General features: G+C 41.6%; 23 protein-coding genes and 1 riboswitch. Of the genes, 17 read left to right on the forward strand and 6 right to left on the reverse strand.

Translation table 11 applies throughout. The annotated features are described in order from the left end of the window. Nucleotides 1-37 precede the first annotated feature (37 nt). The 3 genes from CZ434_RS16945 (at nt 38) to CZ434_RS16955 (ending at nt 3,124) form a co-directional block, all read left to right on the forward strand. The gene (locus tag CZ434_RS16945; RefSeq protein WP_077624213.1) at nt 38-928 is read left to right on the forward strand and encodes an NAD(P)-dependent oxidoreductase; all 891 of its coding nucleotides are present in this window, start codon (nt 38-40) and stop codon (nt 926-928) included. A 124-nt stretch (nt 929-1,052) separates the two neighbouring features. Then, nucleotides 1,053-2,027, forward strand: a complete 975-nt coding sequence (locus tag CZ434_RS16950) for an aldo/keto reductase family protein (RefSeq protein ID WP_077624214.1) — start codon at nt 1,053-1,055, stop codon at nt 2,025-2,027. A gap of 80 nt (nt 2,028-2,107) precedes the next feature. After that, entirely contained in the window at nt 2,108-3,124 is a 1,017-nt protein-coding gene (locus tag CZ434_RS16955; RefSeq protein ID WP_077624215.1) for an aldo/keto reductase, read from the forward strand. 281 nt (nt 3,125-3,405) lie between these two features. Here the strand turns inward: CZ434_RS16955 and CZ434_RS16960 are convergent, their stop codons facing one another. Beyond that, nucleotides 3,406-4,284 (reverse strand): AraC family transcriptional regulator, encoded by an 879-nt coding sequence (locus CZ434_RS16960; RefSeq protein WP_077624216.1) that lies wholly within the window; start codon nt 4,282-4,284, stop codon nt 3,406-3,408. Nucleotides 4,285-4,416: 132 nt separating this feature from the next. On the opposite strand from CZ434_RS16960, the gene CZ434_RS16965 reads away from it, so the two are divergent. From CZ434_RS16965 to CZ434_RS16985, 5 genes are all read left to right on the forward strand, one after another. Next, nucleotides 4,417-5,430 (forward strand): zinc-binding alcohol dehydrogenase family protein, encoded by a 1,014-nt coding sequence (locus CZ434_RS16965; RefSeq protein ID WP_077624217.1) that lies wholly within the window; start codon nt 4,417-4,419, stop codon nt 5,428-5,430. An 18-nt stretch (nt 5,431-5,448) separates the two neighbouring features. Next, nucleotides 5,449-5,880 (forward strand): L-fucose mutarotase, encoded by a 432-nt coding sequence (gene fucU, locus CZ434_RS16970; protein WP_077624218.1) that lies wholly within the window; start codon nt 5,449-5,451, stop codon nt 5,878-5,880. A 16-nt stretch (nt 5,881-5,896) separates the two neighbouring features. Further along, the gene (locus CZ434_RS16975) at nt 5,897-6,730 is read left to right on the forward strand and encodes an amidohydrolase family protein (protein WP_179107303.1); all 834 of its coding nucleotides are present in this window, start codon (nt 5,897-5,899) and stop codon (nt 6,728-6,730) included. Between the two features lie 12 nt (nt 6,731-6,742). Next, the gene (locus tag CZ434_RS16980) at nt 6,743-7,672 is read left to right on the forward strand and encodes an aldo/keto reductase (protein WP_077624219.1); all 930 of its coding nucleotides are present in this window, start codon (nt 6,743-6,745) and stop codon (nt 7,670-7,672) included. Nucleotides 7,673-7,737: 65 nt separating this feature from the next. Beyond that, a complete protein-coding gene (locus CZ434_RS16985; protein WP_077624220.1) occupies nt 7,738-9,216 on the forward strand; it encodes an alpha-L-fucosidase in 1,479 nt (492 codons plus the stop codon). A gap of 207 nt (nt 9,217-9,423) precedes the next feature. Here the strand turns inward: CZ434_RS16985 and CZ434_RS16990 are convergent, their stop codons facing one another. After that, nucleotides 9,424-10,317 carry a glycine betaine ABC transporter substrate-binding protein gene (locus CZ434_RS16990; RefSeq protein WP_077624221.1) on the reverse strand — a complete coding sequence of 298 codons (894 nt, stop codon included), beginning with the start codon at nt 10,315-10,317 and terminating at the stop codon, nt 9,424-9,426. A gap of 186 nt (nt 10,318-10,503) precedes the next feature. Then, nucleotides 10,504-11,055: a choline uptake/conversion transcriptional regulator CudC gene (gene cudC, locus CZ434_RS16995; protein WP_077624222.1), complete on the reverse strand. Its 552-nt coding sequence runs from the start codon at nt 11,053-11,055 to the stop codon at nt 10,504-10,506. A gap of 284 nt (nt 11,056-11,339) precedes the next feature. Between cudC and betB the strand changes: the two genes are divergently transcribed. After that, complete coding sequence (gene betB / locus CZ434_RS17000; protein ID WP_077624223.1) at nt 11,340-12,812, forward strand: betaine-aldehyde dehydrogenase; 1,473 nt, start codon at nt 11,340-11,342, stop codon at nt 12,810-12,812. Between the two features lie 129 nt (nt 12,813-12,941). Next, nucleotides 12,942-14,624, forward strand: a complete 1,683-nt coding sequence (gene betA / locus CZ434_RS17005) for a choline dehydrogenase (protein ID WP_077624224.1) — start codon at nt 12,942-12,944, stop codon at nt 14,622-14,624. 132 nt (nt 14,625-14,756) lie between these two features. On the opposite strand, the gene CZ434_RS17010 is transcribed toward betA, so the two are convergent. Further along, nucleotides 14,757-15,038 (reverse strand): hypothetical protein, encoded by a 282-nt coding sequence (locus CZ434_RS17010; RefSeq protein ID WP_077624225.1) that lies wholly within the window; start codon nt 15,036-15,038, stop codon nt 14,757-14,759. Nucleotides 15,039-15,299: 261 nt separating this feature from the next. After that, a riboswitch (cyclic di-GMP riboswitch) is annotated at nt 15,300-15,385 on the forward strand. 104 nt (nt 15,386-15,489) lie between these two features. On the opposite strand from CZ434_RS17010, the gene CZ434_RS17015 reads away from it, so the two are divergent. Further along, the gene (locus CZ434_RS17015; protein WP_077624226.1) at nt 15,490-16,938 is read left to right on the forward strand and encodes a sensor histidine kinase; all 1,449 of its coding nucleotides are present in this window, start codon (nt 15,490-15,492) and stop codon (nt 16,936-16,938) included. Between the two features lie 539 nt (nt 16,939-17,477). Here the strand turns inward: CZ434_RS17015 and CZ434_RS17020 are convergent. Together CZ434_RS17020 and CZ434_RS22285 are read right to left on the reverse strand one after the other, a co-directional pair. Next, entirely contained in the window at nt 17,478-17,891 is a 414-nt protein-coding gene (locus tag CZ434_RS17020; protein ID WP_179107304.1) for a M67 family metallopeptidase, read from the reverse strand. Nucleotide 17,892: 1 nt separating this feature from the next. Further along, nucleotides 17,893-19,131, reverse strand: coding sequence for a hypothetical protein (locus tag CZ434_RS22285; RefSeq protein ID WP_179107305.1), 1,239 nt, complete (start codon nt 19,129-19,131; stop codon nt 17,893-17,895). Nucleotides 19,132-19,410: 279 nt separating this feature from the next. On the opposite strand from CZ434_RS22285, the gene CZ434_RS17025 reads away from it, so the two are divergent. From CZ434_RS17025 to CZ434_RS17050, 6 genes are all read left to right on the forward strand, one after another. Further along, nucleotides 19,411-20,100 (forward strand): BMQ_0737 family morphogenetic spore coat protein, encoded by a 690-nt coding sequence (locus CZ434_RS17025; protein ID WP_077624228.1) that lies wholly within the window; start codon nt 19,411-19,413, stop codon nt 20,098-20,100. A 71-nt stretch (nt 20,101-20,171) separates the two neighbouring features. Continuing rightward, on the forward strand, nt 20,172-20,741 hold the full coding sequence (locus tag CZ434_RS17030) for a hypothetical protein (protein ID WP_077624229.1): 570 nt from the start codon (nt 20,172-20,174) through the stop codon (nt 20,739-20,741). Next, nucleotides 20,734-21,045 carry a hypothetical protein gene (locus CZ434_RS17035; protein WP_077624230.1) on the forward strand — a complete coding sequence of 104 codons (312 nt, stop codon included), beginning with the start codon at nt 20,734-20,736 and terminating at the stop codon, nt 21,043-21,045. The genes CZ434_RS17030 and CZ434_RS17035 overlap by 8 nt, the downstream gene beginning before the upstream one ends. A gap of 787 nt (nt 21,046-21,832) precedes the next feature. Continuing rightward, a complete protein-coding gene (locus CZ434_RS17040; protein WP_077624231.1) occupies nt 21,833-23,059 on the forward strand; it encodes a surface carbohydrate biosynthesis protein in 1,227 nt (408 codons plus the stop codon). Between the two features lie 232 nt (nt 23,060-23,291). Next, complete coding sequence (locus CZ434_RS17045; RefSeq protein WP_077624232.1) at nt 23,292-24,296, forward strand: SDR family NAD(P)-dependent oxidoreductase; 1,005 nt, start codon at nt 23,292-23,294, stop codon at nt 24,294-24,296. 24 nt (nt 24,297-24,320) lie between these two features. Next, nucleotides 24,321-25,961, forward strand: a complete 1,641-nt coding sequence (locus CZ434_RS17050) for a hypothetical protein (RefSeq protein ID WP_077624233.1) — start codon at nt 24,321-24,323, stop codon at nt 25,959-25,961. Nucleotides 25,962-25,967: the final 6 nt, after the last annotated feature.

Raw genomic sequence — 25,967 nt, forward strand, 5'->3', positions numbered from 1 at the left:
AAATAGAATCGATTTGAAAGTAAAGGAGGAAAACACAATGAAAAAGATTGGCTTTATCGGATTGGGTACGATGGGACTTCCAATGGCGGGACATTTATTGAAAAACGATTATGAAGTCATTGTGTATAATCGCACGAGAAATAAAGCCGAATCCCTTCAGAAACAAGGAGCAGCCAACGCATCCTCACCTAAAGAAGCTGCCGAGAAAAGTGATGTGGTTTTCACTATGCTGACTGCGGACCAGGCCGTTGAAGAAGTCATTTTAGGCGAAGAAGGCATAATCAAAGGGGCGCATGCTGGTTTGATTGTTGTCGACAGCAGTACGATTTCGCCGAATACAAGTAAAAAAGTGGCGGATAACCTTTTAAACGAAGGCATCGAGATGCTGGATGCTCCTGTCACAGGCAGTGAACCTCAAGCTATTGAAGGCATACTAACGTTTATGGTTGGGGGAAAGAAAGAAATCTTTGAAAAATGCGAGCCTCTCTTTTACGCGATGGGAAAACAAGCTTATTATATGGGGGAAAACGGGGCAGGTTCTTATACAAAACTAGCGAATAATACGATGGGGGCTATTAACCTTTTATCCTTCTCAGAAGCCATAACGATGGCGACTAAATCAGGTGTGGACCCTGAGCTGTTTATAAAAGTTGTCAGCGGAGGCGGAGCTAGAAGCGGGATGATGGATAACAAAGGCCCGAAAGTATTAAACAGAGATTTTTCGCCTCATTTTATGACGGATCTTATCTATAAAGATTTAGGACTGGCAGCTGATGTTGCAAAAGACCTTGAACTGCCAACCCCGGTTTTGTCCTTGGTAAAAGAAATGTTCCAGATGGCGAGGGCTAAAGGGTTTGGGGCTGAAGACATGAGTGCCGTAATAAAATGTTATGAAGAATTGGCAGGGGTCGAAGTGAAAAAGAAATAACCGATAAATGGTCTATTGAAATATTTACATCTGGTAATCTACATTCTCTCTCAGGCTCAAGTAGTTTTTCTATGGAATCTGTAATGGAGTTACAAACCATAAATTCATGACAGGAGTGCTTGAAATGAAATATCGTCGTTTAGGTAATAGCGGGTTGAAGGTTAGCGAAATAGGACTTGGCAGCTGGTTGACTTATGGAGAAACGGTAGGGAACCAAAACGCCATTGACTGTATTCATCAGGCTTATGAACTTGGCGTCAATTTTTTTGATACAGCAAATGCCTATAATAGGGGCGAGGCCGAAAAAGTGGTGGGTGAAGCCCTCAAGCCTTTTTCCAGGGAAAGTTATGTGTTGGCGACAAAAGTCTTTTTCCCGATGGGAGACGGCCCGAATGACCGTGGACTTTCACGAAAGCACATCACAGAACAATGTGATGCCAGTTTAAAGCGGCTGGGTGTTGATTATCTTGATCTTTATCAATGTCATCGGTTCGATGAAGATACGCCGACCGAAGAAACATTACGTACATTGGATGATTTGGTTCAACAGGGTAAGATTTTGTATTACGGTGTCAGTGAATGGACGGCAGCACAGATTACAGATGCAGTCCATATCACCAAAGAAAAAAACCTGCGTCCCCTCGTGTCAAATCAGCCGATATATAACATGCTTGTACGCTATATCGAAAAAGAAGTGTTGCCCATTTCGGAGAAAGAGGGAATCGGACAGGTTGTCTTTTCGCCGTTGGCACAAGGGATCCTTACAGGTAAATATAAACCAGGCCAAGAGATTCCTACCAATACCCGCGCAGCAAATGAAAACATCAATCGTTGGATCAAGAGCTATTTGAATGATGATGTCCTAGAACGTGTCGCCCGCTTGGAAGGCATCGCGGGTGATTTAAATATTAAATTGTCCCAACTAGCTGTTGCATGGATTTTGAGGCAGCCTGGTGTCAGCTCTGCAATTGTCGGAGCAAGCCGTCCGGAACAGGTCACTGAAAATGTAAAAGCCTCTGAAGTGGAACTTTCTGATGATGTATTAACAGAAATCGAATCTATATTGAAAGAAATTGACGGGTTCGTACCTATTTGGTAAAAGCGGAATCGAACTGGCATCACTGCAGTTTGCCATTAGTTCCGAATTGAGTGATATATCTTAGGAGGAGTGTGAAATCGATGGAATATCGTTATTTGGGGAAAACAGGTCTGCGGGTAAGTGAGCTTTGTCTGGGGACGATGACATTAGGTCGTGAAACAAGTGAAATGGACAGCTTCAGCATTTTAAACCGGTTTGTGGAAGAAGGCGGTAACTTTATTGATACTGCCGATGTCTATACCCGTGGTGCCTCCGAAGAAATTGTCGGTAAGTGGTTGAAGAACCAACGCCGCGATGATTATGTTGTTGCCACAAAAGTTCGTTTTCCGATGGGGGAAGGACCGAACGATGTAGGTTTGAGCAGGAAACATATTATCTCCGGGGTGAAAGAGAGCTTGCATCGACTTGGAACTGATTATATCGATCTTTACCAGGTGCACGCATGGGACCCTCGCACACCTATAGAAGAAACACTAAGCACATTGCATGACCTTGTCCGTGAAGGCCTTGTCCGTTACATCGGAGCAAGCAACTTTAAAGGTTGGCAGCTTCAAAAAGCAATAGACATAAGCAAACATAAAGGTTGGGAACCATTTGTTTGCCTGCAGCCTCAATATAATTTGCTGTGCCGTGCAACCGAATATGAATTAATCGATGTTTGTGAAAATGAAGGCTTAGGAGTGATTCCTTGGAGTCCGCTGCGCGGTGGATGGCTGAGCGGAAAGTTTACACGCGACATGGTTAAGCCACCGGAAGATTCCCGTATATCTGTTGCGGAAGAAAAAGGGTACAGTGAGTCATGGACGAAGTACAATAACGATTATACATGGGATTTGTTAGATACCTTATATAGTGTTGCAGAAGAAGCAGGTAAAACACCGGCTCAAACTGCCATCAATTGGGTTTTGAACAGCCGTGGTGTCACTGCTCCGATAATCGGTGCGCGTACAATGGAGCAGCTTGAAGCCAACTTGGCTTCTGCCGGATGGTCGTTATCCGAAGACCTGCGAGAACGCTTAAACAAAGCAAGTGAATTGTTTGTAAGCTATCCTTACGATATCGATGCCATCAATCAACGCACCAAGGGGAGGGAATAAAAGGGAAGAGACTGGGGTGAAACTTTTACACTCAATTGACCGGACCTTACCGGAGGTTTTATGCACGCAGACAACTTTGTCCCCGGTCTCTTTATCCTCTTACCTGGAAGATAGGTGTAATCCAAGCCGGTGAGGAATGATCGACATCCAGAGAGAAGGTATCCCTTAAGAGAAGTGAGAAGTATATCTTCCCAATAGGTAAAAGAAAGGAGACTATGTCTACCTTTCTTTTTTTTAGCATCCAATATAGATAGTTTTACAGGGCTCATGGCCGTTGAACTCTAGATTGTGCCGGTTCCCGGGTCTGTCTTACTTTTTCGATACTTTGCCGGTGTCGCGCCTGCGTACTTTTTAAAAGTGCGATAAAAATGAGGTGTGCTCTCGAAGCCGCTTAATTCGGCAATATAGACAATTGGATAGTCGGTACTACATAGTAACTCCTTTGCTCGAAAAGTCCTTCTTTTGTTCAGGTAAACATTAAAACCCATTCCGGTTATTTGCTTGAAAACCCGGCTTAAATGGGCCGGACTAACATGAGCTCTCTCCGCTAACAGGCTTAAAGACAAATTGCCTTGTAGATTACGATCCATATACGTGAAAATCTCATTAATCCAGTAGCTGCTAAAATCTGTTTCCCTGAATTCATGCTCTGATTGTTTGATGCTGAACCGGGATAAAAAGAGCAATACTTGATGGGTGGTCAATATTGCTGCATGGATGGACCCCAGTTGTTTTTCGCTTAACTCGATTTGTATGGCATGGAGATAGTCTTCCATGATGGATTGGTTTTTATCTGGAAGTGATAGTTTATAGTGCTTGTTTCTCTTAATCTTCTCAATGATAGATAAGTAGGAAAAATTTTCATCGATAGAGGTTGTTTGGATCAAAGCAGGACTGAAAAAAATCACAGATGACATAATTAAATCATCATTATCAGGGGCGGTGTAATGAATGGTATCATTCGGAACGATGAATACGTCCCCTCTCCCCATTTCATAGACAGTGTTATTAATGAAAAAGGTGCCCTTCCCTTTATGGACATAAATAATTTCATGAAAATCATGGATATGCGTTGGCAATTCCTTATACGGGTCCTTACTATCCTTATATACAAATGAAAAAGAAAATGGAGAATCGGAATTTTTTTTCATTACTTTCATGATTATCACCTATCTTTACTTTATATCAAAAAATAGTATAAACAAAGCAAAAAATGTCATTTTTATTTCCATTTATTATTGCTAATCTAAATGAAAGTGTTTTTTGAGGGAATTTTCGAAGGGGTGATTGTGATGCGTTCGATTATTTGTGAGCAACCGGGTGTCTTTAAGTGGGCAGAAGTGGAACTTCCCAAACCCAAAAAAGGCAATTCCATTGTCAATATCAAGCGAATTGGGATATGTGGTACAGACCTTCACGCTTTTGCGGGAAACCAACCGTTCTTTGAATATCCGAGGAGACTTGGCCACGAACTTGCAGGTGTCGTGGATTCTACCGAAAAAACATCGTCTGCTCTGCAAAAAGGTGACCAAGTAGCCATTATCCCCTACATGGAATGCGGTGATTGTATGGTATGCAGAAAAGGTATGCCGAATTGTTGTGCGAATTTGCGGGTTTTAGGTGTTCACTTTGATGGCGGGATGTGCGAGCAAATTTCCGTGCCGGATGATCATCTTATCCAGACGAATGGATTAACATTGGATGAAGCAGCCATCCTGGAGCCGTTAAGTATTGGGGCACATGCTGTCAGGCGGTCTGAACTGAAAGAAGGAGAAACTGTCCTGGTCGTTGGTGCCGGTCCGATTGGTTTAGGGGTCATGTCCATCGCCGAACAAAAAGGTGCGAAAGTAATCGCGATGGATATCAATGAAGAACGATTGCGTTTTTCCCGTGAATGGGCCAAAGCAGATGAGGTTGTTCATGCCAAACATAATCCAGTCGAACAATTAAAGGAGATAACAAACGGAGATATGCCTTCCATTGTGTTTGATGCGACAGGAAACAGCAAATCGATGGAACAAACTTTCCATTATCCAGCTAACGGGGGCAAATTGGTCTATGTCGGACTAGTGAAGGATAACATCGCATTTGCTGATCCGCTTTTCCATGCAAAAGAACTTACATTGTTGGCAAGCAGAAATGCAACCAGAGCAGATTTTGAATTGGTAAAGGAAGCCATACAGGATGGGCGCATTAATGCTGATCGTTATATCACCCATCGGGCTGGTTTCGACGGCTTAATCGGTGAGTTTGAAAACTGGTTGAAACCAGAGAACGGAGTAGTCAAAGCAATGGTAGAATTATAGGAAGCGAGGATGAGAAATATGTTAAAAGGAATTCCGCCAATCCTTTCCCCTGAGTTATTAAAAGTATTGATGGAAATGGGACACGGGGACGAAATAGTGCTTGCCGATGCCAATTTTCCGGCAGCCAGTCATGGCAACCAAGTTATCCGCTGTGATGGCCACGGCACAACAAAACTATTAGAAGCCATTTTGCAACTATTTCCGCTGGACACCTATACGGAGAAGCCCGTTGCATTAATGGAAGTGGTACAAGGAGACCCTGTAGAAACACCAATCTGGGAAGAGTACGAATCCACTATATTAAGGCAGACTTCTTTAAACAGCCCTTTTGCCTATGAAGAAAGATTTTCCTTTTATGAACGAGCGAAACTCGCCTATGCGGTTGTCGCGACAGGTGAAAAAGCACTTTATGCAAATATTATCCTCAAGAAAGGGGTAATTGCAGAATAAATGGGGAGGGATTGGTATGCGTATCGATGCGCATCAGCATTATTGGAAAATCAGTAGAGGAGACTACGGATGGATTACACCGGAAGTGCCTGTGCTTTACCGTGATTTCCTGGAAGAGGATCTTGCTCCTTTTTTAAAGAAATGTGATATAGACAAAACGATTGTGGTGCAAGCTGCTCCAACGGCGGAAGAAACAAATTTCCTCCTTTCCCTGAGCGATCAAACGGATTCTATTATTGGCGTGGTAGGCTGGATTGACTTGGAAAATCCCGCTTATAAAGAACAGTTAGAGATGTTAAGAAAGCATCCTAAGTTTGTCGGCATTCGTATCATGATCCAAGATATGGAAGATGAAAATGTCATCTTAGAACCTGATTTTTCGAAAGCGTTGTCACACTTAGGGGAGTTGGACATACCGGTTGACCTTTTAGTTCTTTCCAGTCAACTTACTGCCGTTTGCGAAATGTTAAACAAAGTTCGGTTAAGAGGGGTCATAGACCATCTTGCTAAACCGGAAATCGCACAAGGCAAGTTAGAACCGTGGAAAAAGCACATGGAAGAAATTGCGAGCCATCCAACCATCTACTGTAAGTTGTCTGGGATGGTCACAGAAGCTAACCATCATAACTGGAAAAAGGAAGAGTTTATTCCTTATGTGCATCATATTATGCATTGTTTTGGGATGGACAGAGTGATGTATGGGAGCGATTGGCCTGTTTGTTTATTATCAGGCAGTTATGAAGAAGTCTACAATCTACTACATCAAACCCTTCCTGAAGATATTTCCAAAGAAGAGAAAGCACGGTTGTATGGGGGAAATGCACTAGAATTTTATAAGCTTGGCAGATAGAGGAGGAAGAAGATGAAATACAGGAAACTCGGGGAAACTGGACTGGATGTATCCGTGCTTAGCTATGGAGCCTCTTCACTGGGATCTGTTTTTAGGGAAATTAATGAAGCGGAAGGCATCAAATCTGTGCATGCAGCCGTTGATCAGGGGATCAACCTAATTGATGTTTCTCCTTATTATGGATTAACAAAAGCGGAAACTGTTTTAGGAAAGGCTTTGGTCGATATTCCGCGGGACAAGTATTTTCTTTCTACTAAGGCAGGGAGGTATGGAGAGACAGAGTTTGATTTTTCTAAGCAAAAAATTAAGCGAAGCTTGGAGGAAAGCCTCCAGCGTCTTGGTACTGACTATTTGGATATTTTATATCTTCATGACATAGAGTTCGGTTCTTATGAGCAAGTGATGGGGGAAGGAATACCTGCATTGGAAGAATTGAAAAAACAAGGGAAAATCCGTTTTTATGGGGTGTCTGGTTTGCCGCTGACCATTTTTGAAAAAGTCCTTGAAACCGCACACTTAGATGTGATTCTATCCTATTGCCATTATTCTTTGAATGATACATCTCTTTTATCTCTTGTTCCTATGCTGCAACAAAAAAAGACAGGATTGGTGAACGCCTCCCCATTGTCGATGGGATTGTTAAGTTCCCGTCCAGTCGCCGGTTGGCATCCGGCAGATGAAGAAATCAAGCTTGCTTGTCAAAAAGCCGCGGCTTTTTGTGAAAGTAACGGGGAAAATCTGGCGAAGCTGGCTATTCAGTTTTCAGTCCGGAATGATTGCATTCCTACTACTTTAGTTAGTACGGCAAGTGAGCGGAACATCATCAAAAACATTGAATGGACAGAAGAACCAATAAATGAAGAACTGTTGGAAGCAGTGCTTGATATCCTGCAACCCATTCACAACAAAACATGGACAAGCGGGATAATGGCCTGGAATTAAATAGGATGAAAAGGTAAGAGCCAGAAGGAGTGTGGAATGGATATAAAATCAAAGGAGGAAGTTGGATGAAAGTTCAACAAGCTAAAGATTATCTAAACGAAATTTCCCGAGTGATTGAAAAAGGAAAATTTAAGGATAATTGGGAATCTCTTTCGGATTATAAGTTGGCTGACTGGTATCGCGATGCAAAGTTCGGAATCTTCATCCATTGGGGAGTATATGCGGTTCCGGCATTTGGCAACGAGTGGTATCCGAGAAATATGTATATACAGGGGTCGAAAGAGTATGAACACCATTTAAAAACTTATGGCAGTCATAAGGAGTTTGGTTACAAGGACTTTATACCGATGTTCAAAGCAGAATGTTTTAATGCGGAGGAATGGGCCGAACTTTTTAAAGCGGCTGGCGCCCGTTATGTGATGCCTGTGGCTGAACATCATGATGGGTTCCAAATGTATAAGAGTGAGATCTCTCGTTTTAATGCTTATGAAATGGGACCGAAACGGGATGTTATAGGCGAATTGAAAACGGCATTAGAGAAAAGGGACCTTTCATTATGCACCTCTACTCACCGGATTGAACATTGGTTTTTTATGGGACATGGAAAAGAATTTGAAAGTGATATCAAAGAACCGCTCGAGAGAGGAGACTTGTATTGGCCGGCTATGCCGGAATTCCATCACCACGATTTATACAGTCCTTCTCCGTCACAGGAGTTTCTGGAAGACTGGTTGATTCGCACCTGTGAAATCGTCGATCGTTATCGTCCTAAAATCATGTATTTTGACTGGTGGATTCAGCACCATGCTGTTAAGCCCTATTTGAAGAAATTTGCTGCATACTATTACAACCGGGCGGAAGAATGGGGAATCGATGTGGCCATTAACTATAAACATGACGCCTTTATGTTCGGCTCGGCGGTGGTAGATATAGAAAGAGGCCAGTTCTCCGAACAGAAGCCTTATTTCTGGCAAACAGACACAGCTGTAGCCAAAAATTCCTGGTGTTATACAGAAAATAATCACTATAAAACCGCCCAAGAAATCATTTGTGACCTCGTCGATATTGTAAGCAAAAATGGCAGTTTATTATTGAATATCGGGCCTAAAGCGGATGGCACGATACCGGAAGAAGATAAGGCAATCTTGTTAGAAATCGGCAGCTGGTTAAAAGTGAACGGGGAAGCTATCTATGATAGTAAAGTATGGCGAAAATCTGGAGAAGGACCAACCCAAATCGAAGAAGGGCAGTTCACTGACAGTGAATCAAAAGTGTTTACTTCAGAAGATATTCGCTTCACCGTAAATGGATCATATTTATATGCAACCATATTGAAATTTCCGGAAGACGGGAAAGTCACGATTCAGTCCCTTGCTGAGCAAGACGCCTCTAAACTTCCTCATTTTCACGGCATCATTAAAGATGTGTCGGTACTGGGATTCGATGAAAAACCGGCTTGGGAAAGAACTGAAAAAGGGTTGGAGATTGCTGCAAGTCAAGTTAGCAGTGATAAGCCGGTGGTTTTTAAGCTATTAATTGATTAAAGGATAAAAATGGGCGGATTGGACGCTTGAGATAATTTCGATAACAAGATTAACTGTCTCGCGAAGTAAATCATTTCCCGTAAATAGACGAAACCGAAGATGCCATTTCACTAACTGAAAGGCTAAGGCATGTTTACAAAGAAAAAAAGAAGCCAGCCTCCACAATAGGTGGAGACCAACTTCTTTTTTTCTTTAATTATCCTGTTATTATTTTACCCACTCATCAATTAATGCTTGGTTCTCTTCGACCCATTTCTCGGCTCCGTCAAGCGGGTCTTCGGAGCCTTCCACATACTCAATAAGCTCTCCGATTTGTTGATCATCCATCTTCCAATTCTTAAACCATTCGCTTACTTCGGGATAATCTTCTTCAAATCCTTGTCTTGTAGCATGGTGGATTTTTTCGGTGCCGCCATATGTTTTCTGTGGATCTTCCAGGAATTTCAAATCGTATTTGGAGAATACCCAGTGTGGGCTCCAAAGTGGTGCCACGATGGGTTCTTCATTACTTATTGCATTTCCGATTTCAGTTAACATTGCAGATTCAGAGCTTGGCAGCAGTTCGAATTCAAGATCATAATCCTTGATTAACTGCTCCGTTACCTCCATTGTCCCTGCGCCTGGGTTGAATCCGACGATTTCGCTATCGAACATTTCTTTATGTTCATTTAAGTCTTCTACGCTATCAACCTCTTCTACATAAGAGGGCACGACAAGTCCTACTTTTGCATTATCGTACCAGGTAGCATCTGAAAAATTGACTGTATCTTGGTATTTATCCAAATAATTTGCATCCTGTACCGGCAGCCATATTTCCAAACTAGCATCCAGCTCGCCGCTTTCCAATGCTTTCATTGTACTACCCATGTTCAGATTGCTTAACTTCACGTTGTAATCGTTATTTTCTAAAATCACTTTCCACATATTTGTTACGGCAACATTCTCAGCCCAGTTAATTTGACCAATTGTTATTTCTGTACCACTTTGATCTGAATTTTTTTGGTCGCTGGTTGTTTCTCCATTGCTGTTTCCGCATGCTGCCAGTACACCAACCATTACAACCGTTAAAATAACGCTAAGTCTTTTTTTCCACTTGTCCATGTTGAAAAACTCCCTTTGCTTTTTGTATATACATTCCTATACACTTTAAAAATTAAATGTATTAAGAATTTATTTAACGATGATGCATGACGAAACCTTCCCTTTATTTAATAAAGAGAGTGTGGCATCGGTAGAGCCAGGTAGTTTATAGCTTTTCTATAGACTACCTGATCATTTCTTGTTACCTTACTCTTTTTGATCTTTCGGTAAGAATTCGAAAATCTTGCCGCTTCGTATACTTTCCACTAAATCATCCAACCAGTGGTAGTATGTTTTGGATTCTTCCAACTGGTCATAGTATTTCTTTGCTTTTGCAACAATTTCCGGTGTACTGCTGGAATCTTTTACGACATCTATGAAATCTTTTTGTGCTTCTTCAATTGCCTCTAAATTCATTTTCACTTCACGTTCCCACATTAGACAGTAGAACGTCATAAAGGAACGGAAGAAATTTTTCTCAGCTACATAAGTATGTTTCCTGGAACCGCGTGTAAATGTCTTTTTCACCATTTCTATTTCTTGAAGCCTGCGGACGCTGGTGCTCATGCTCGGTTTACTCATCCCAAGCTCTGTACGCATCTCATCAAGCGTCATCTGGTCTTCAAAGTACATTGTGGCATATAAATTTGCAGCGGCTGGTGTTACCCCGTATAAGTCCATCGTTTCTGCAATAGCGCTAATGACTTTATCTTTGGCTTCTTCTATCCTGAGGCTCGGTCTTTCAGTAGGTTCACTCATAGGGTCGCTCCTTTTATGAAAAGTAAACTCGATTAAAAACTTATCAAATGTTCTTTACGAATTTATCATAACGTGTTCAGATAGAATGTCAAATGGAAATTGGCCCTCTGAAAAGGCTCGAATAGCTGTCACCCTTATCACCATAACCATTAAGCCTTCTTTTAATTCTTCTTATTAATAAGATTTCAATTTAGTTTGACAGTCTTAAAAAGACATGTTAGTGTTTAGAACGTTAAATAAATTTTTAATAAACTTAACACTCTTAGAAATTGGAGTTGATAAATATGGAACTTAACCGACAACAATACATTAACGGAAAATGGGTAGACGCAAGCTCGGGCAATACGAGGAATATAATTAATCCATTCAATCAGGAAATTATTGCTATTGTCCCTGAAAGTGATGAATCAGATACAAAAGCAGCCATCGCTGCCGCAAGAGAAACTTTTGATAAGGGAGAATGGGCTTCTGCCCCGGCAACAGAGCGAGGGGCTATCGTAAGGAAAATCGCTGAATTGATTGAAAGAGACAAACAAGAGTTGGCTCACTTAGAATCATTGGATACTGGCAAGACAGTAGAAGAAAGCCGGGGAGACATGGATGATATTGCCGGAGTGTTCCGGTATTATGCAGAACTTGCCGATAAAGATGGGGGCGAACTAGTGGATTCTCCAGTTCCGAACTCTATCAGTAAAGTGGTTCATGAACCAGTCGGGGTATGTGCGCAAATCACCCCTTGGAATTACCCTTTACTGCAAGCGTCCTGGAAGCTGGCTCCTGCACTTGCGACAGGAAATACGCTTATCATGAAGCCGAGTGAAATTACACCGCTTACCACCATAAAAGTATTTGAATTAATGGAAGAGGCTGGGGTGCCTGCCGGTGTTGCCAATTTAGTTCTTGGTGCAGGCGATATAGTTGGTGCAGAGTTATCTGACAACAGAGACGTAGATCTTATTTCGTTTACAGGAGGGATTGTCACCGGCAAGAAAATCATGCAAGCTGCAAGCGTGAACGTTAAGAAACTCGCACTGGAGCTTGGGGGGAAAAACCCGAATGTCGTCTTTGCAGATGCGGATTTTGAAACAGCTGTCGACCAAGCGCTGAACGGAGTATTTTTCCATGCAGGACAAATTTGTTCAGCCGGTACAAGACTGATTGTAGAAGAAAGCATTCATGATGAATTCGTCAGCGCCCTTGTGGAACGAGTGAAAAGTTTCAAGCTCGGTAGCGGATTTGACGAAGACACTCAAATGGGGCCGCTTATTTCAGCGGAACATCTTGCTAAAGTAGAAAAGTATGTAGAAGCAGGGATTGAGGAAGGGGCTGTCTTGGCAGTTGGCGGCAGGCGTCCGGATGACCCTGAATTGCAAAAAGGATTTTTCTACTTACCAACTATTTTCACAGGCTGCTCCACAGAAATGAGCATTGTACAAGAAGAAGCTTTTGGTCCTGTGATCACAGTGGAGAAATTCCATACAGAAGAAGAAGCAGTCAAGCTTGCTAATGACTCCATCTACGGACTTGCCGGCGGCGTTTGGACAAACGATATCGCAAAAGCTGAACGCTGTGCAGCAAAAATGCGCATGGGTACTGTTTGGATCAATGAATTCAACCTTTATTTCCCGCATGCTCCGTGGGGAGGGTTTAAGCAATCTGGTATTGGACGCGAACTAGGCAGACTGGGCATGGAAGAATATACAGAAACAAAGCATATCTTCCAAAACCTTAACCCCGAACCGATCAATTGGTTCTAAGTGCAGCGTGAGGAAAAGGTCCGAAACGCTTGAAAGCTACTGAAATGTTGCGACAAAAAACAACCTAACTAATAGATTTGAACAAGGAAGAAGGCTTCCTTTCCATTTAACATCAAGGAGGAACACAAAATGACTGAAACATATGACATTGTAATTGTTGGCGGCGGTAGTGCAGGTTCTGTACTAGGCGACCGTCTGAGTGAAGATGGCAAAAAAAGTGTTCTGGTTTTAGAGGCGGGACGAAGTGACTATTCATGGGACCTATTGATCCAAATGCCGGCGGCTTTGCCGTTCCCGGCAGGCAAAAGCCTCTATGACTGGAAATATGAATCCGATCCTGAACCTTATATGAATAACCGGCGTATCAAGCACGCTAGAGGAAAGGTGCTCGGAGGATCGAGTTCTATCAACGGGATGATTTATCAACGGGGAAATCCGATGGACTATGAACGCTGGGGCGCCGACGAGGGTATGGAAACGTGGGATTTTGCGCATTGTCTTCCATATTTCAAGCGTTTGGAAAATGCATTGGGATCTCCTGATGATGATCTCCGCGGCCATGACGGACCTGTCAAATTAGAGCGGGGTCCAGCAAAAAATCCATTATTCCAAGCCTTCTTTGAAGCAGGTGTGGAGGCTGGTTACTCACGGACTCCCGATGTGAACGGTTTTCGCCAGGAAGGGTTCGGTCCGTTTGACAAGCATGTATACAAAGGTCAGCGGCTGTCGGCTTCACGCGCTTATCTGCATCCGGCGATGAAGCGCGAGAATCTAACGGTGAAGACCCGTGCTTTCGTGACGAGTATCGACTTTGAGGGTACTCGGGCTAAAGGATTGACCTATCAACGGAATGGAAAGACTCATCAAGTAAAAGCGGGAGAAGTAATCCTTTCAGGCGGTGCCATCAACACGCCGCAACTTCTTCAACTTTCGGGGGTCGGAGATGCCGAACACCTGCGCTCTCTTGGCATTAAACCTGTAGTCAATCTTCCTGGTGTAGGAGAAAATCTCCAGGATCACCTCGAGGTCTATGTGCAACACGCTTGCCCGGTTCCAGTTTCCGAACAGCCGAACCTAAACAAAGCACGCATGCCGTTTATCGGTTTGCAGTGGATGCTCGGACGTACAGGAGCTGCAGCGACGAATCATTTCGAAGGCGGAGGTTTCGTCCGATCGAACGAGGATGTCGACTATCCGAACTTGATGTTCCATTTCCTACCTGTAGCGGTACGGTATGATGGGCAGAAAGCGGACACGAAGCATGGATTCCAAGTACACATCGGACCTATGTATTCAGATGCCCGCGGTTCATTGAAGATTCGTTCGAAAAATCCTAAAGAGCATCCGAGCATGGTTTACAACTATCTTTCTACGGAACAAGATAGACGCGAGTGGGTGGAAGCAATCAGGATTACTCGGGATATTATGTCTCAACCAGCAATGAAACCTTATAATGGCGGCGAAATATCACCCGGCCCTGCTGTACAAACCGAAGAGGAAATCTTGGAGTGGGTGAGAGAAGATGCTGAGACGGCACTTCATCCATCTTGTACAGCAAAAATGGGACCTGCTTCAGACCCTATGGCTGTTGTGGATCCACACACCATGAAGGTCCATGGTCTGGACAATGTCCGGGTGGTCGATGCTTCTGCTATGCCTTATGTTACGAACGGCAACATCCATGCACCTGTGTTGATGCTGGCAGAAAAGGCAGCAGACCTCATCCTTGGGCGTAAGCCACTTGACCCGATCGATGCTGATTTCTATCGTCATGGAGTACATCCGGCTGATGCAGGCACAGTAACCAAATAGTGTTTCCTTGAGAAGGACGCATCCAAAAGAATCAATTCTAACCTCTGCCTAAGTGAACACTGCTTAGGAGAGGTTTTTTATTTTCCGCTTTAGTAAGGCAAAACTCGGAATCTTTTCGTGCCAAGTACCGGCTTATAACTTTTCAGATAAGACCTTCTCCAATTTTTCATGACACCTTGCATTATAGGATTCCCTCTCCAACTTTTTCGTTTTGAATTTCCCAATCTTATGACGGACATCTTTATTTTGAACAATCAACTGCCGGCGGGCATCATCTTTGAGGTAATCCTGAAACCATGCATATTTCTTCAATTGTTCGATATTTTTCTCAATATCCTTTTCTGTTACTTCCTTCATAAATTGAAAATCGATGATTAGTCCTAATAACTCTACTAAAATACTTATGGCCTGCAATTTATTCCCTCCATGTTTTGGTTTATTAGTAGTACGGATGATAAGAGAAAGGGTTTCAATATAAACAAACTGTCTTTATATATATTTACTAAAGAAACTGCTCCTTCATTGTTTTCTTTTATTTTGGAGCAAGAAGGAATAGAGCGGATAAAAATATGTAGTTAAAACGATATGCAAGTAATTCACTTGGTTTTTTGCAAGAAATTCACGAAAAACCATTTGGGAATGTTGGAATTTTGTTATAATATAACCAAAATCAAAGTGTTCAAAAGGCAAACTTATCGAAAGGTAAGGTCGCAAAGCCACGGGCCTAAGGTGTTCGACACTATGGCAGCCGGGCCGCTGAAAAGAAACTGGAATCGAAAGAGGGCCTATTTCTTGAGGCTTTCTTTTTTTATGGGGATTTTTTGTGCAAGTTGTCATGGATATGTTAAATACGTTGTGGATGTGAATGAAAATGATTTTTGCCGTGCTTATTTTTGTTATCGGGTTGATTCCGCTGTTCCTGGGTTACGCTTTGTTCTTTTTGTATGAGAAGAGTAAATTGACTTGGTTGATTTTTTTATCGATGTTATGTATTACACTCTGGCAGATCGATATATCGGTGTTATATGCTGTCAAATCAGGTATCAGTGACTCTGTTTCCTTGTTTTTATTCAAGTTATTCCGGATTGGTCCTATAGCAGCACTTCCCGTTATTTTATTTATTGCCTATGAAGTGTGCAACGGCTTTAAACCTGGCAATAATCGGCTGATTGATCGAATGGCCAAGCGGATATTAAGCAAAAAAACGCTTTATGCTGCTTTCTTAAGTGCAGTGCTTGTCTATGGAATCAACTGGTCGAGTTTGGGAGTGGAGCGGTTAGTAATATTAGAAAATGAGCAGTTGGATTTCCATTATTTCTATCCGGTTTATGGGGATTGGGGATTTGCTTTTTTTATCCATCTGGCACTCCTTTTATTCATCTTGTTATTGCTCATAATTGTAAGCAATAGTATGGAAAAGTCCATCATGAAGTCGTTTATCAAAACCCTTGTTGTTTCTTCATTGGCTCTATTTCTATTAGGTCTGATAAACCTTGTGCCGGGTTATCAGCTATTGATTAGCAGTATCGCGGTATTGATCTTTTCTATCGTCGTCATGTTATCTTTTATTAAAATGTATAATGAACTGAATATGGAATATTTAAGTGTCGTACATCGGCAGAACAAACTTGACTCTATGGGGAATGTGACAGCAAGTTTAATCCATGAAGTGAACAACTCTCTATCGGTTATCAAAGGGTATTCGGAGATAATCCCATCAATACAGAAATTGGAACCTCAGACAGCTAAGATGATGGGACATGTCATTACTTCAAGCAAACAGTTATCAAACTTGGTCAATGCTTACAAACGGTTTCTAAGAAATGATTTCGAATTGGAGTTTGAAAATAAAGATATTATCAGATGCATCCAAACAGCTGAAGAAATAATGGATGATAAATTGCAAGAGTCTGGTACAGTGATTGATATTATGTCCGAAAAGAAAGCTGTAAGAGGGCATATTAACGAAACTTACCTCATCCAGGCGCTCGTCAATCTGATTAAAAACGCAATCGAGGCTATTCCTCCCGGCAGAGTGAAAAGAGTCATTAGATTCGAAGTATGCGAGATAAATCAACAGGTCGTCATCGATATGAAAGACTGCGGATCGGGCATCGATCAGGAAAATTGGGAGAAAGTTTTTCTGCCATATAATAGCAACAAGGCTGATGGGCTTGGTTTGGGACTGCCTTTTTGTAACAAAGTCATGTACTCGCACAGGGGGTCTATTGATATTGTGGAAAGCAATGCAGAAGGGACGTGCTTCCGGCTGCAGCTGCCAAAGACCAAGTTTGCGGAGGTTGAGAGATGGTAGACCTTTGTTTCCGAGTGTAAAGGAACTTGCTTGTCCGGTATGCTTCCTTGATGGAGTGTATAAAAATTGCGGCTAACACTTAAGGAAGTTTGACAGGCTTTGCACGCGGGGCGCAAAAAAAAGAATGAGGCTTTCCAAGAATCTTCCCTCCTGGAGCCTGACATTTTACATAAATAATCTGCACATTATTTACATGGGAATGCATGGCAGGCGAAGATTTTCTCTTTACAGCCTCACCAAGATTAATTATCAACTGACTGGATGATTGATAATCAGACCGTTCTTAAATCCTATTCGAAGGAGTACATAATAAATTATGCATAACCATTATTTAACTTGTCTTCATGCAGCATCCGCCGCGTTTTCTTAGCGTACTTACTCTTTTAATGGAAGAAGAATTCATTACAATCGGTGTTGAAGAAGGCTTTATAAAACTTGAATTCACAACTTTCTTTTTCACATTTTTCCCTTTCAAATCCTCCACTCCCTTCTTTTTTATACTGCATTATAGTATGGTTCCTGCTAAAAAGTTTGGACTTTCAAGTTGGTTGCACGCAAAAAAGGCCTTCATCATAGGTGGAGCCTTGAATAAAATAACATCTGGCGATTGGTGTTTCTGTCTTATATGAAATGATCACCATGCTAATGTTCTCATCAGGGTGGTGGAGAAGATCATAACTGGAAGGAACAGGGGCTGTAGTCGGGTGAGTATGATAGATTGCTAATACCTGTTCTTCCAGATGATCAATTTTTTTTATGTTTTTTTCTACTGTTTCTTTTTTTATAAAGAAGCGGCTTGCCGATTGAATTTCGTTAACCAGAGGCCAGAAATGGTTAATCCTGCTGCCATTGCCTGACAGCAGGCCGCATGCTTCGTAAGGCAAGTTATCTCTGCCGTGTTCAAGCATTTCTTGATAAACTGATTCTGAGACAAAGAGCTTCTGCATAAACATGTTAGATCTTCTTAAAGAGAGAGAAAAAGGAGGCGAATTCCATCTTTTTGTTTTCGGTTTCTTGTTCCTTCCCATCTTTCTCATCCTTTTGCTTAGATTCTGGCTTTTTGGAGGATGGCTGATCTGCTGCAGACGACTGGTTTGCCTGTTCTTGTTTAAGGGATGCTGGTTTTGCTGTTTTTGATTTCTGTTCAGGGGATTCCTCCTGTGTTGGATGTTCATTCTCCTGGATTTTCAGCTGGCTGGAAGATGTTTTTGGCGTTTTTTCCTGGTTCTTTGGTGGGGATGTCGTGAAATAATGAGAGGCAATGGGCTTTGCTTCTAGCTTGGCTGAGGACTCTTCAGGATTTACATTTACGATGTTTTTTTCTGCATGATTTTTATCTTCCTTTTTTTCTTTGCCGGTGTTTCCCGTGGGAAAGGGCGAAACCTGTTCTTTTGAACCTTCTGGCAGTTTCCTCTCTATCCCAGGGTTTTCAGCTTTTTTTTTCCCTTTCATATTCTTTGAGGTAGTTGTCCTTGTGATGATGTTTTTGTTTAGATCATATTGAGAGTTCCTGAACATTTTCTTGCCTTTCCGCATCGGAGTCGAATCATTGGAAGCACCAAAAGACCTTGGTGGAGCGGAATGTTGGTTATATGTCATAGAATTTCTGTATGCTTGACTATTTACCTCGTTAGTTTTTTTTTGATGATAGTACTGCTCTATATTGCCCGTGGACTGAAGCATGTTTTGTAAGCGCCGGTATTCAGATTGTCTTGGAGCTTGTGGCGTCCCTCCGCCGGGATTCGGTTTCAGCTCGTTTCTCAGCTCGTTGAATTCTTCCCTTTGTGAGTCGATTTCTTTCTTTACTTGGTAAAGATGGTCATCCGTTTTATTGATTACGATGTTTACTTTATCCAGTAGTTCGGAAAAGCGCAACCGTTCCATTTCACTCTTAATCATCCTGACGTCATACTTTAATTGAGAAAGGGACTCTTCAAGTGTCTGGATCTGCGACGAAACATTCTTTTCCCGTCTTTCATAACCCGATATTCTTTCTTGGTAATTCTCTTCCATAACCTTCATTTCTCCTTTAATAGTTGAAAATTTTACATTCAAGTTATATAACTCACGTTGTTTCTTGAGATATTCATATGCATGACCGGAGTCTACGGCTTGCAGGGTATCTTTGTAAAATTCCAGCTCTTGTTCCAGCTTGTGAATATCTTCTGAGTTATACAGTCGATATTGACTCATTACCATTCACCCTTTTACAGCACATTAATATACTATTGATGAATCATCAATCCGTGACAAATGTGCAGTTTTTAAATTCAGTGCATGCAAATAAATTCCGTCATCTAATCTATGCATTTGCTTTTGAAGCTTTGTTTCTTATTGGGACGTACTCCTATAACTATGTTATTCGCCCAACTTCACAAATATCATGATACTTTCCGCTAATTCATTAAACGTTTTGCTGCCTCTTGTCATAGGCTATGAATGAAACTAATCTTATTTGGAGGTGTTTGCTACATGCAAGCAAAAAATTTAACGGGGGGTCAGGAACTCCTTTGCATTAACACAGAGAAGGTATATGACTGGATCGTAAATGAAGCAACCTTTGACCTAAGCCTGACTGACTTGGATTTGCCTGTGAATCCTGTTACTGGCGACGACCTAGAGTGTGATGATATTGACATCGATACTGTTTCATGTACAGTGGCACCTGCAGAGGTAGACCCTATTGTTGTTTTGGATCGAATCGATCAGGAATTCGTAGTTGACGGAGCATTGGTGACGTTACAACTGGTGAACATCCGTAAAAACTTCGAGGTAACTATTTTTGTAGACTTGATTCCTGAGCTTGGCGGAGCGACTGTAGAAGTAGGTACTGCTGAATTCACCCGTTGTGAACAAGTTATTCTTTGTGCACCTGAGGGTACTGACATTGATGTCACATACACAGACTTGGATTGTTTTGTATGTGCTGCTGCATGTGATGCAGGGACAACTACCGAAGCTGATGAGCTTGATGTAACTGTTACAGTCCGTCTATGCCAAAGCATTCAGTCAACTTATGATGTTACTCTTGAAATTGTCGCAGACTTCTGTCAGCCAAGAGACATTCTTCCAATCCCGCCATGCCCAGCACCAACTATTCCACCACAATGTCCAGTAGTGTTCCCTAACGGAAACGGCAATGGCAATAATGGTGATGATTAATTATCATCAAGCATAGGATAAAGAGAGGAAGTACACTCCTCTCTTTATTTTTTATGGAGGTGAGTAATGTCATGCACACCATGAGAGAAGTCCGCAAAAAGATTGCCGCCTTACAGGAAATGAATACCTCTTATTGGAAAGAGATCAGGTCATTGGTCTCTGAAATGAACCTCGAAAATAATCTTCAAGTTATCAGTTATTTCACTTATTCCTTAAGCATTGCCCATGAACCAAAGCAGGAAAACTTCTGTCTGGGTTCTTTTCACATCCATAACTTAGGTACGAAACCACTGACAAACCCATATATCTGTATCAAGGTTTCCGCAGCCTCACCTTTTGAATTCTCCGGAAAATATACTTATAAAGATTCCAAACAAACCATCAGAATGGCAAATGCATGGGAACGGATAAATGATCCGTCAGAAAAAGAGGAGTTTTGGCTGAAACCAACTCCGGATCATCCCCTGGAGCCTTCCGAGACACTATCTTTTTCTAATTTCCAAGTTAAATGGCAGCCAAAGTCCTCTTATACGGGGAGTATATTGGGATTTGTATATGGAGAGGAGATTAAGGAAGGCGTCAACTCACTTAACCATATCAGTATCAATGGCAAGGTGGAAGAGGGGGATAACGATGACTAATAACGAGGAACAGCATTTGCTGAAAGAATTAATCCGTCATCAGATGAAGGAATATACCGACAGGATGAAAAAGGTTGATAGCGGAAGGGATAACAATAGCTTCATTTTTTTAGAGAACAACACGCTTGATATGCTGATTACCTACTTGTTTATCCAAATGGATCATCAGCAGAATTCGGAGAATAGCGACTCAGGCGCGAATTCAGCCGATCTAGAAGTGATTTTGAAGTCACTTGATTCAATGATAGACGAAAGCAGACGGGCCTATAACGACATTATCGATATCTTGAAGGCGAAAACATAAATTAGAAAAGAAGCTTATTTTGCATGAATTTAAGAATCTATCTTACTTGTACACCCTGCGCTAAAACCATAAACGGCGACATAACTTAAGTGTGGCTTTCTCCCATCCTTTTCGGAATGAGTGGTGGTCCAGCGCTGCGGAAAAACACTCGCATTCCGTGGGGACGCTTCAGCCTCCTCGCCGGAAAACCAACGGCTGTGGGGTCTTCAGACTGTTCCTTTCCCACTGGAGTCTCGTATTTTTCCGCAGCTTAGAATAGTTTTCTGATTAAGTGGAAAAAATCCTGAAAATGTTTCTAACATGGGCACTCCGTCGCATTCAATGCGGTTTTTCGGGACTGTCCTTCTCTAAAAATTGAAATGACCTCCATGAGTTTACCACCGCATGCAGAAAATGAAGTATACATTCAAAAAGTTAAGAAATTATCCGCTTCTTAGGATTGATTTTTAGTTAATTGTTAGGGAATTCGAGAAAAATGTCTAGCATGCTTATTACTAGTCTAAAAACTCAAATAACTCCTGCAGAAAAAAGCGCGAGTCCGAAGACCCCGAATGATCGGTCTGCGTCTTCCAGTTAAGCTTCGTAGCAGATTCCTCGACCCAAGGCAGCAAGGATGTTTATTCAAGTAGTCCCCTGGTTGAAGCCGTTCCCGAGGAAAGCGAAGTGTCTTAACAATCATCAGAATCACAGGAAATAAAAATGTCACTATGTCGCAGTTTCGCTCAACTGTACAGTTATGAAGGTTAAAGGTTATGGAAAATTAGGATTCGAGAAGGGTTGTTCGTGATTGGATAAAAAACGATGGTTATATCTGCCGGTGGAAATTAAGGTGAGGGAATTAGATGCCAAACTGTTGTTGGCATATTATGCTGCAAAAAAAGGATATGAAGTAGTAATTGGCGACCATATTATGGTCGAATTGGCCTCCGATATATATCCGGAGGGCATCTTCTTTTCAAAAGGTTATCCGCATGGCTTCAGGAAAAGAGTGATTACCAGAGCAAATGCTAATCGTCACAAAATTGTCGAGCTCGATGAAGAAGGACTGCTAATCAAAGGGAAGCAGTACCTTCAGGACAGAATGCGGAAGGATATGTTGGAATTAGTTGTACAAGAATATTGTTGGGGAGAGTTCCAGCATAGGATTATTACCAAGGGTTACCCAGACCTAGCAGAAAAGTGTCATATAACCGGAAATCCAAGATTTGATTTATTGGCACCGAAATTCAGGCGCCTTTATCAAAAAGAATCTGAACAAGTCATCGAAAAATATGGAGATTTTGTCTTGATAAATACTAGATTTTCCCGCTATAACTCAGCAAAAGGTAAAAAAGACAATGTTCACTTTAAACACATAAAGAAATTGTATTTCAGCTTTCTGGAGCTGGTGGGAGAAGTCAGCACGCAATATCCGGAAACGAACTTTGTAATCAGGCCGCATCCTGGCGAAAGCTTTCAAGCTTATTCCAAAGCATTCAGTACTAATAAAAATGTCCATGTAATTCATGAAGGAAATATAGCGAAATGGCTGGCGGCTGCCAAGGTCGTTATTCACAATGGCTGCACTTCGGGTATTGAGGCATCTTTGCTTGGAAGAACGCTTATATCCTATGTACCTTTTCCCCCTAACAAGAGGGAGGTGAACCTCCCGAACCAATTGGGGATTATGGCTTCAACAAAAGAAGCAGTATGTTCCATTCTGGAAGAGGCGTTGGTATATAAAGATACCGATCAAAGTAAAAATGACTTGGTGCGTTATTGCCATTGGTATGAAGGAAAGTATGCCCATGAAGCAATTATTGACTTATGTAACCAAATTCCATTATATAAACCTTCCCGCAAGGAACCAACCGGGAATGTCAAAAAAGGTTATGCGAAAAAGCGCAAGCGTATATTTTCTTTGACAAAGGAAGAAATAAGTCAATTCTATCGTAAGCTCGATGAAGTGGAAGGTGGAAGTGGAACGGTTGTAAAAGAACTGGGCGAAAACCTTTACCGGATTTCTTATACTTAAATTCAATGCTCGTATTTTGAGGGTTAACCACCGGGAGTTTCCAAATAAAATGGATGCTCCCGGTTCTTCTTTTCCTAAATTAAGTTTTCCTATAAATTGTTAAGAGATTAATAGGCCGGGGTCTTTAACCGATGTTAGATTTCTTAATATACATATATAGTACCAAGGGAGAAGTATGCATATCATCCTAATTTGAGCAACGAACAATCTAACGAGGAAAGAAGGAAAAGGTGTGTATTTTAAAGACAAGAAAATTTTAGTCATCGGAGGTACCGGGACAATAGGAAGAAGCATTGTCCGTAGTATTTTAAAGGAATCCCCCCGGATAATTAAGGTTTTCAGCCGGGATGAATATAAACAGCAACAGTTTTTTATCGATATGGACAGCAATGATAAACTACGCTTTATTATCGGGGATGTTCGGGATTATGACAGTCTGTTTACAGCTATGCGTGATATCGATTATGTGATCCACGTAGCAGCTATGAAAAGAGTGGAATCGTGTGAATTCAACCCCTATGAAGCTGTTAAAACAAATATACATGGCACTAATAATGTAATGAAAGCTGCTATAGCCCAAGAAGTGAAAAAGGTGGTATTTACCAGCTCGGATAAGGCGATCTCGCCTACTAATACCTATGGTGCTACCAAACTGATAGCTGAGCGGCTGATTTCCGCAGCTGGTCAAAATGGAATAAGAGGCAGTACAGTATTCGCAAGTGTCCGTTTTGGCAATGTGATGGGATCGAGAGGATCAGTTATCCCCCTATTTAAAGAAAGGTTGTTGAAGGGCAAGAAGATAACCGTGACGGACAAAGAGATGACGCGTTTCATGATGACATTGGATCAGGCTACGGAATTGACGATCAAGGCTTTGAAAGAGGCGAAAGGGGGAGAAGTGTTCGTCTTGAAAATGCCTGTTATTAAAATAGGTGATTTGGCAGACATCTTGATAGAAGAAATGTGCAGCAAATATAGTTTGGAGCGGAAGAACATTGACGTAGAAGTAGTTGGGTTAAGACCGGGAGAAAAGATGTATGAAGAGCTGATGACTCATGATGAATCCAAATCAGCCTTGGAATTGCCGGGGATGTATATTATCCCGGGTAATGTCAGTAATCATGTAACATACAGCAATGCAAAAAAGGCAAGGACAGGAACATACAGTTCAAAGGGACAGGAGCCAATTACCACCGATGAATTAAGGTCACTGTTAAAAAGAGCTGCATTACTATAAAAACAAAATGTACAGGAGGTTATTATGGATACTTTTTTGACAAATTATTGGTCCTTGTATGTAGAATTTCTACAAGACTTTGAAAAATTGAATTATAAGGGCTTCTCTCTTCCATATCTATGTCATCTTCCCAGTTTACTGTTGAACAACGCCCAGATAAACAATGAGTTGAAAGGTGCTAGATTTTCTCGGAATCTAAGAAAACAAGTGAAAGATGAAAGAGAATTCCAAGCTTTGTTTAATAAGTTTGTACAGGTGCACCAGCGGCCTATTGTAAAGAATAAAAAAGGAAAAGTCGTCATACATGTCGATAAGTTACTTCGCTTTCCGCCCAGGACCATTGCTCATTATTTCAGTCCATCTAACACGATCTTGTTGACAAAAGGAAAACAGACCAAATCAAGTGCTGCTAAAGGCAAAAAAAGTGGGAAGCTATTAAGCGGTAAGAAAAAGCCGGCAAAATCAGCAAAACCAGCAAACGGAAGGCAGAAACACGCAAAATCACCCAGTTCAAAGAAAAAGGAACATAAAGGTGTTAAGTTAAAAGCAACCCGACTGGAATCGAAGAAAGTTCTTCCTCTTACTAAGACCGTTAATTTAAGTGCCGTGAAATCAGTAAAGACAGTCCCTAAGAAAAAGACCAAAAAAGGAAAAAAGAGCATCCCATATTATTATCTCGAAAATTATGCAGTCGATTCCCGGAAGGCAATAAGCAAAATGCAAACCAAAGCAAAAGCGATGTTTAAGGCATATGACGATCACCATTTTTATAAGAGATCGGACTTTCAGAAATGGTTTTTAAACAATATTGCCACAGTTGTCCATCATATTGAAATGTCTAGAGTTTTTTTGAGCAAGGTCTCTGTTTCTTGTATCATCGTTTCAACTACACATAGTTACAGAAGTCGTATATTGGCGGTCGTTGCAGCTAAAATGGGCATCCCGACCATATGTATGCAACATGGCATTATTTCCAGTGAACTTGGCTATATTCCAAAAGTGGCCACAGTAGATGCAGTTTACGGGAAGTTCGAAAAAGATTGGTTCAAAAGAATGGGAGCTGCCGATAAGTCGCTTGCTATTGTGGGGCATCCGAGATTTGATCAGGCGTTTCAACAACCGAAAGTGGACCGGGCGAAATTCAATAAAACGTTGGGGCTGGACTCTAATAAGAAGACACTCATGATTGCTGTCAGAGGAGATAATGACATCGCAAAATGGAGGACACTAATTAAAACTGTTTCCAAAAAACTCCCTATTAATATCATTATAAAAAATTATCCGAGTAAAACGCCTCATGCACTGACAAAAGAGTTCTCCTTTGTAAAATCCACTCAAGATTACAGTATTTACGACATATTTCCAAATGTAGATGCGGTGGTCTCCTACTCCTCTACAGTTGGTCTGGAAGCAATGCTTGCCCAAAAAACAGTATTTGTCTTAAATGAAAACTTTTCTGGATACACCGGCTACTATACAAACTTGGGGAAATTGGTGCAATCCGATCCACGTTCACTCGGAGAGATTATCAACAAAGTTCTTACGACCAGTAAGTGGAAAAGTTACGCTGACAACAAGCGGGCTAAATTCCTCCGTTATGCTTATCCTGATTTAGGGATGTCCGGTGCCAGGCTGAAAAACCTGGTTAACAAGTTGATTAGCTAGATTTAT

The sequence above is a fragment of the Sediminibacillus massiliensis genome (genome assembly GCF_900156915.1).
Lineage (GTDB): Bacteria > Bacillota > Bacilli > Bacillales > Amphibacillaceae > Sediminibacillus_A > Sediminibacillus_A massiliensis.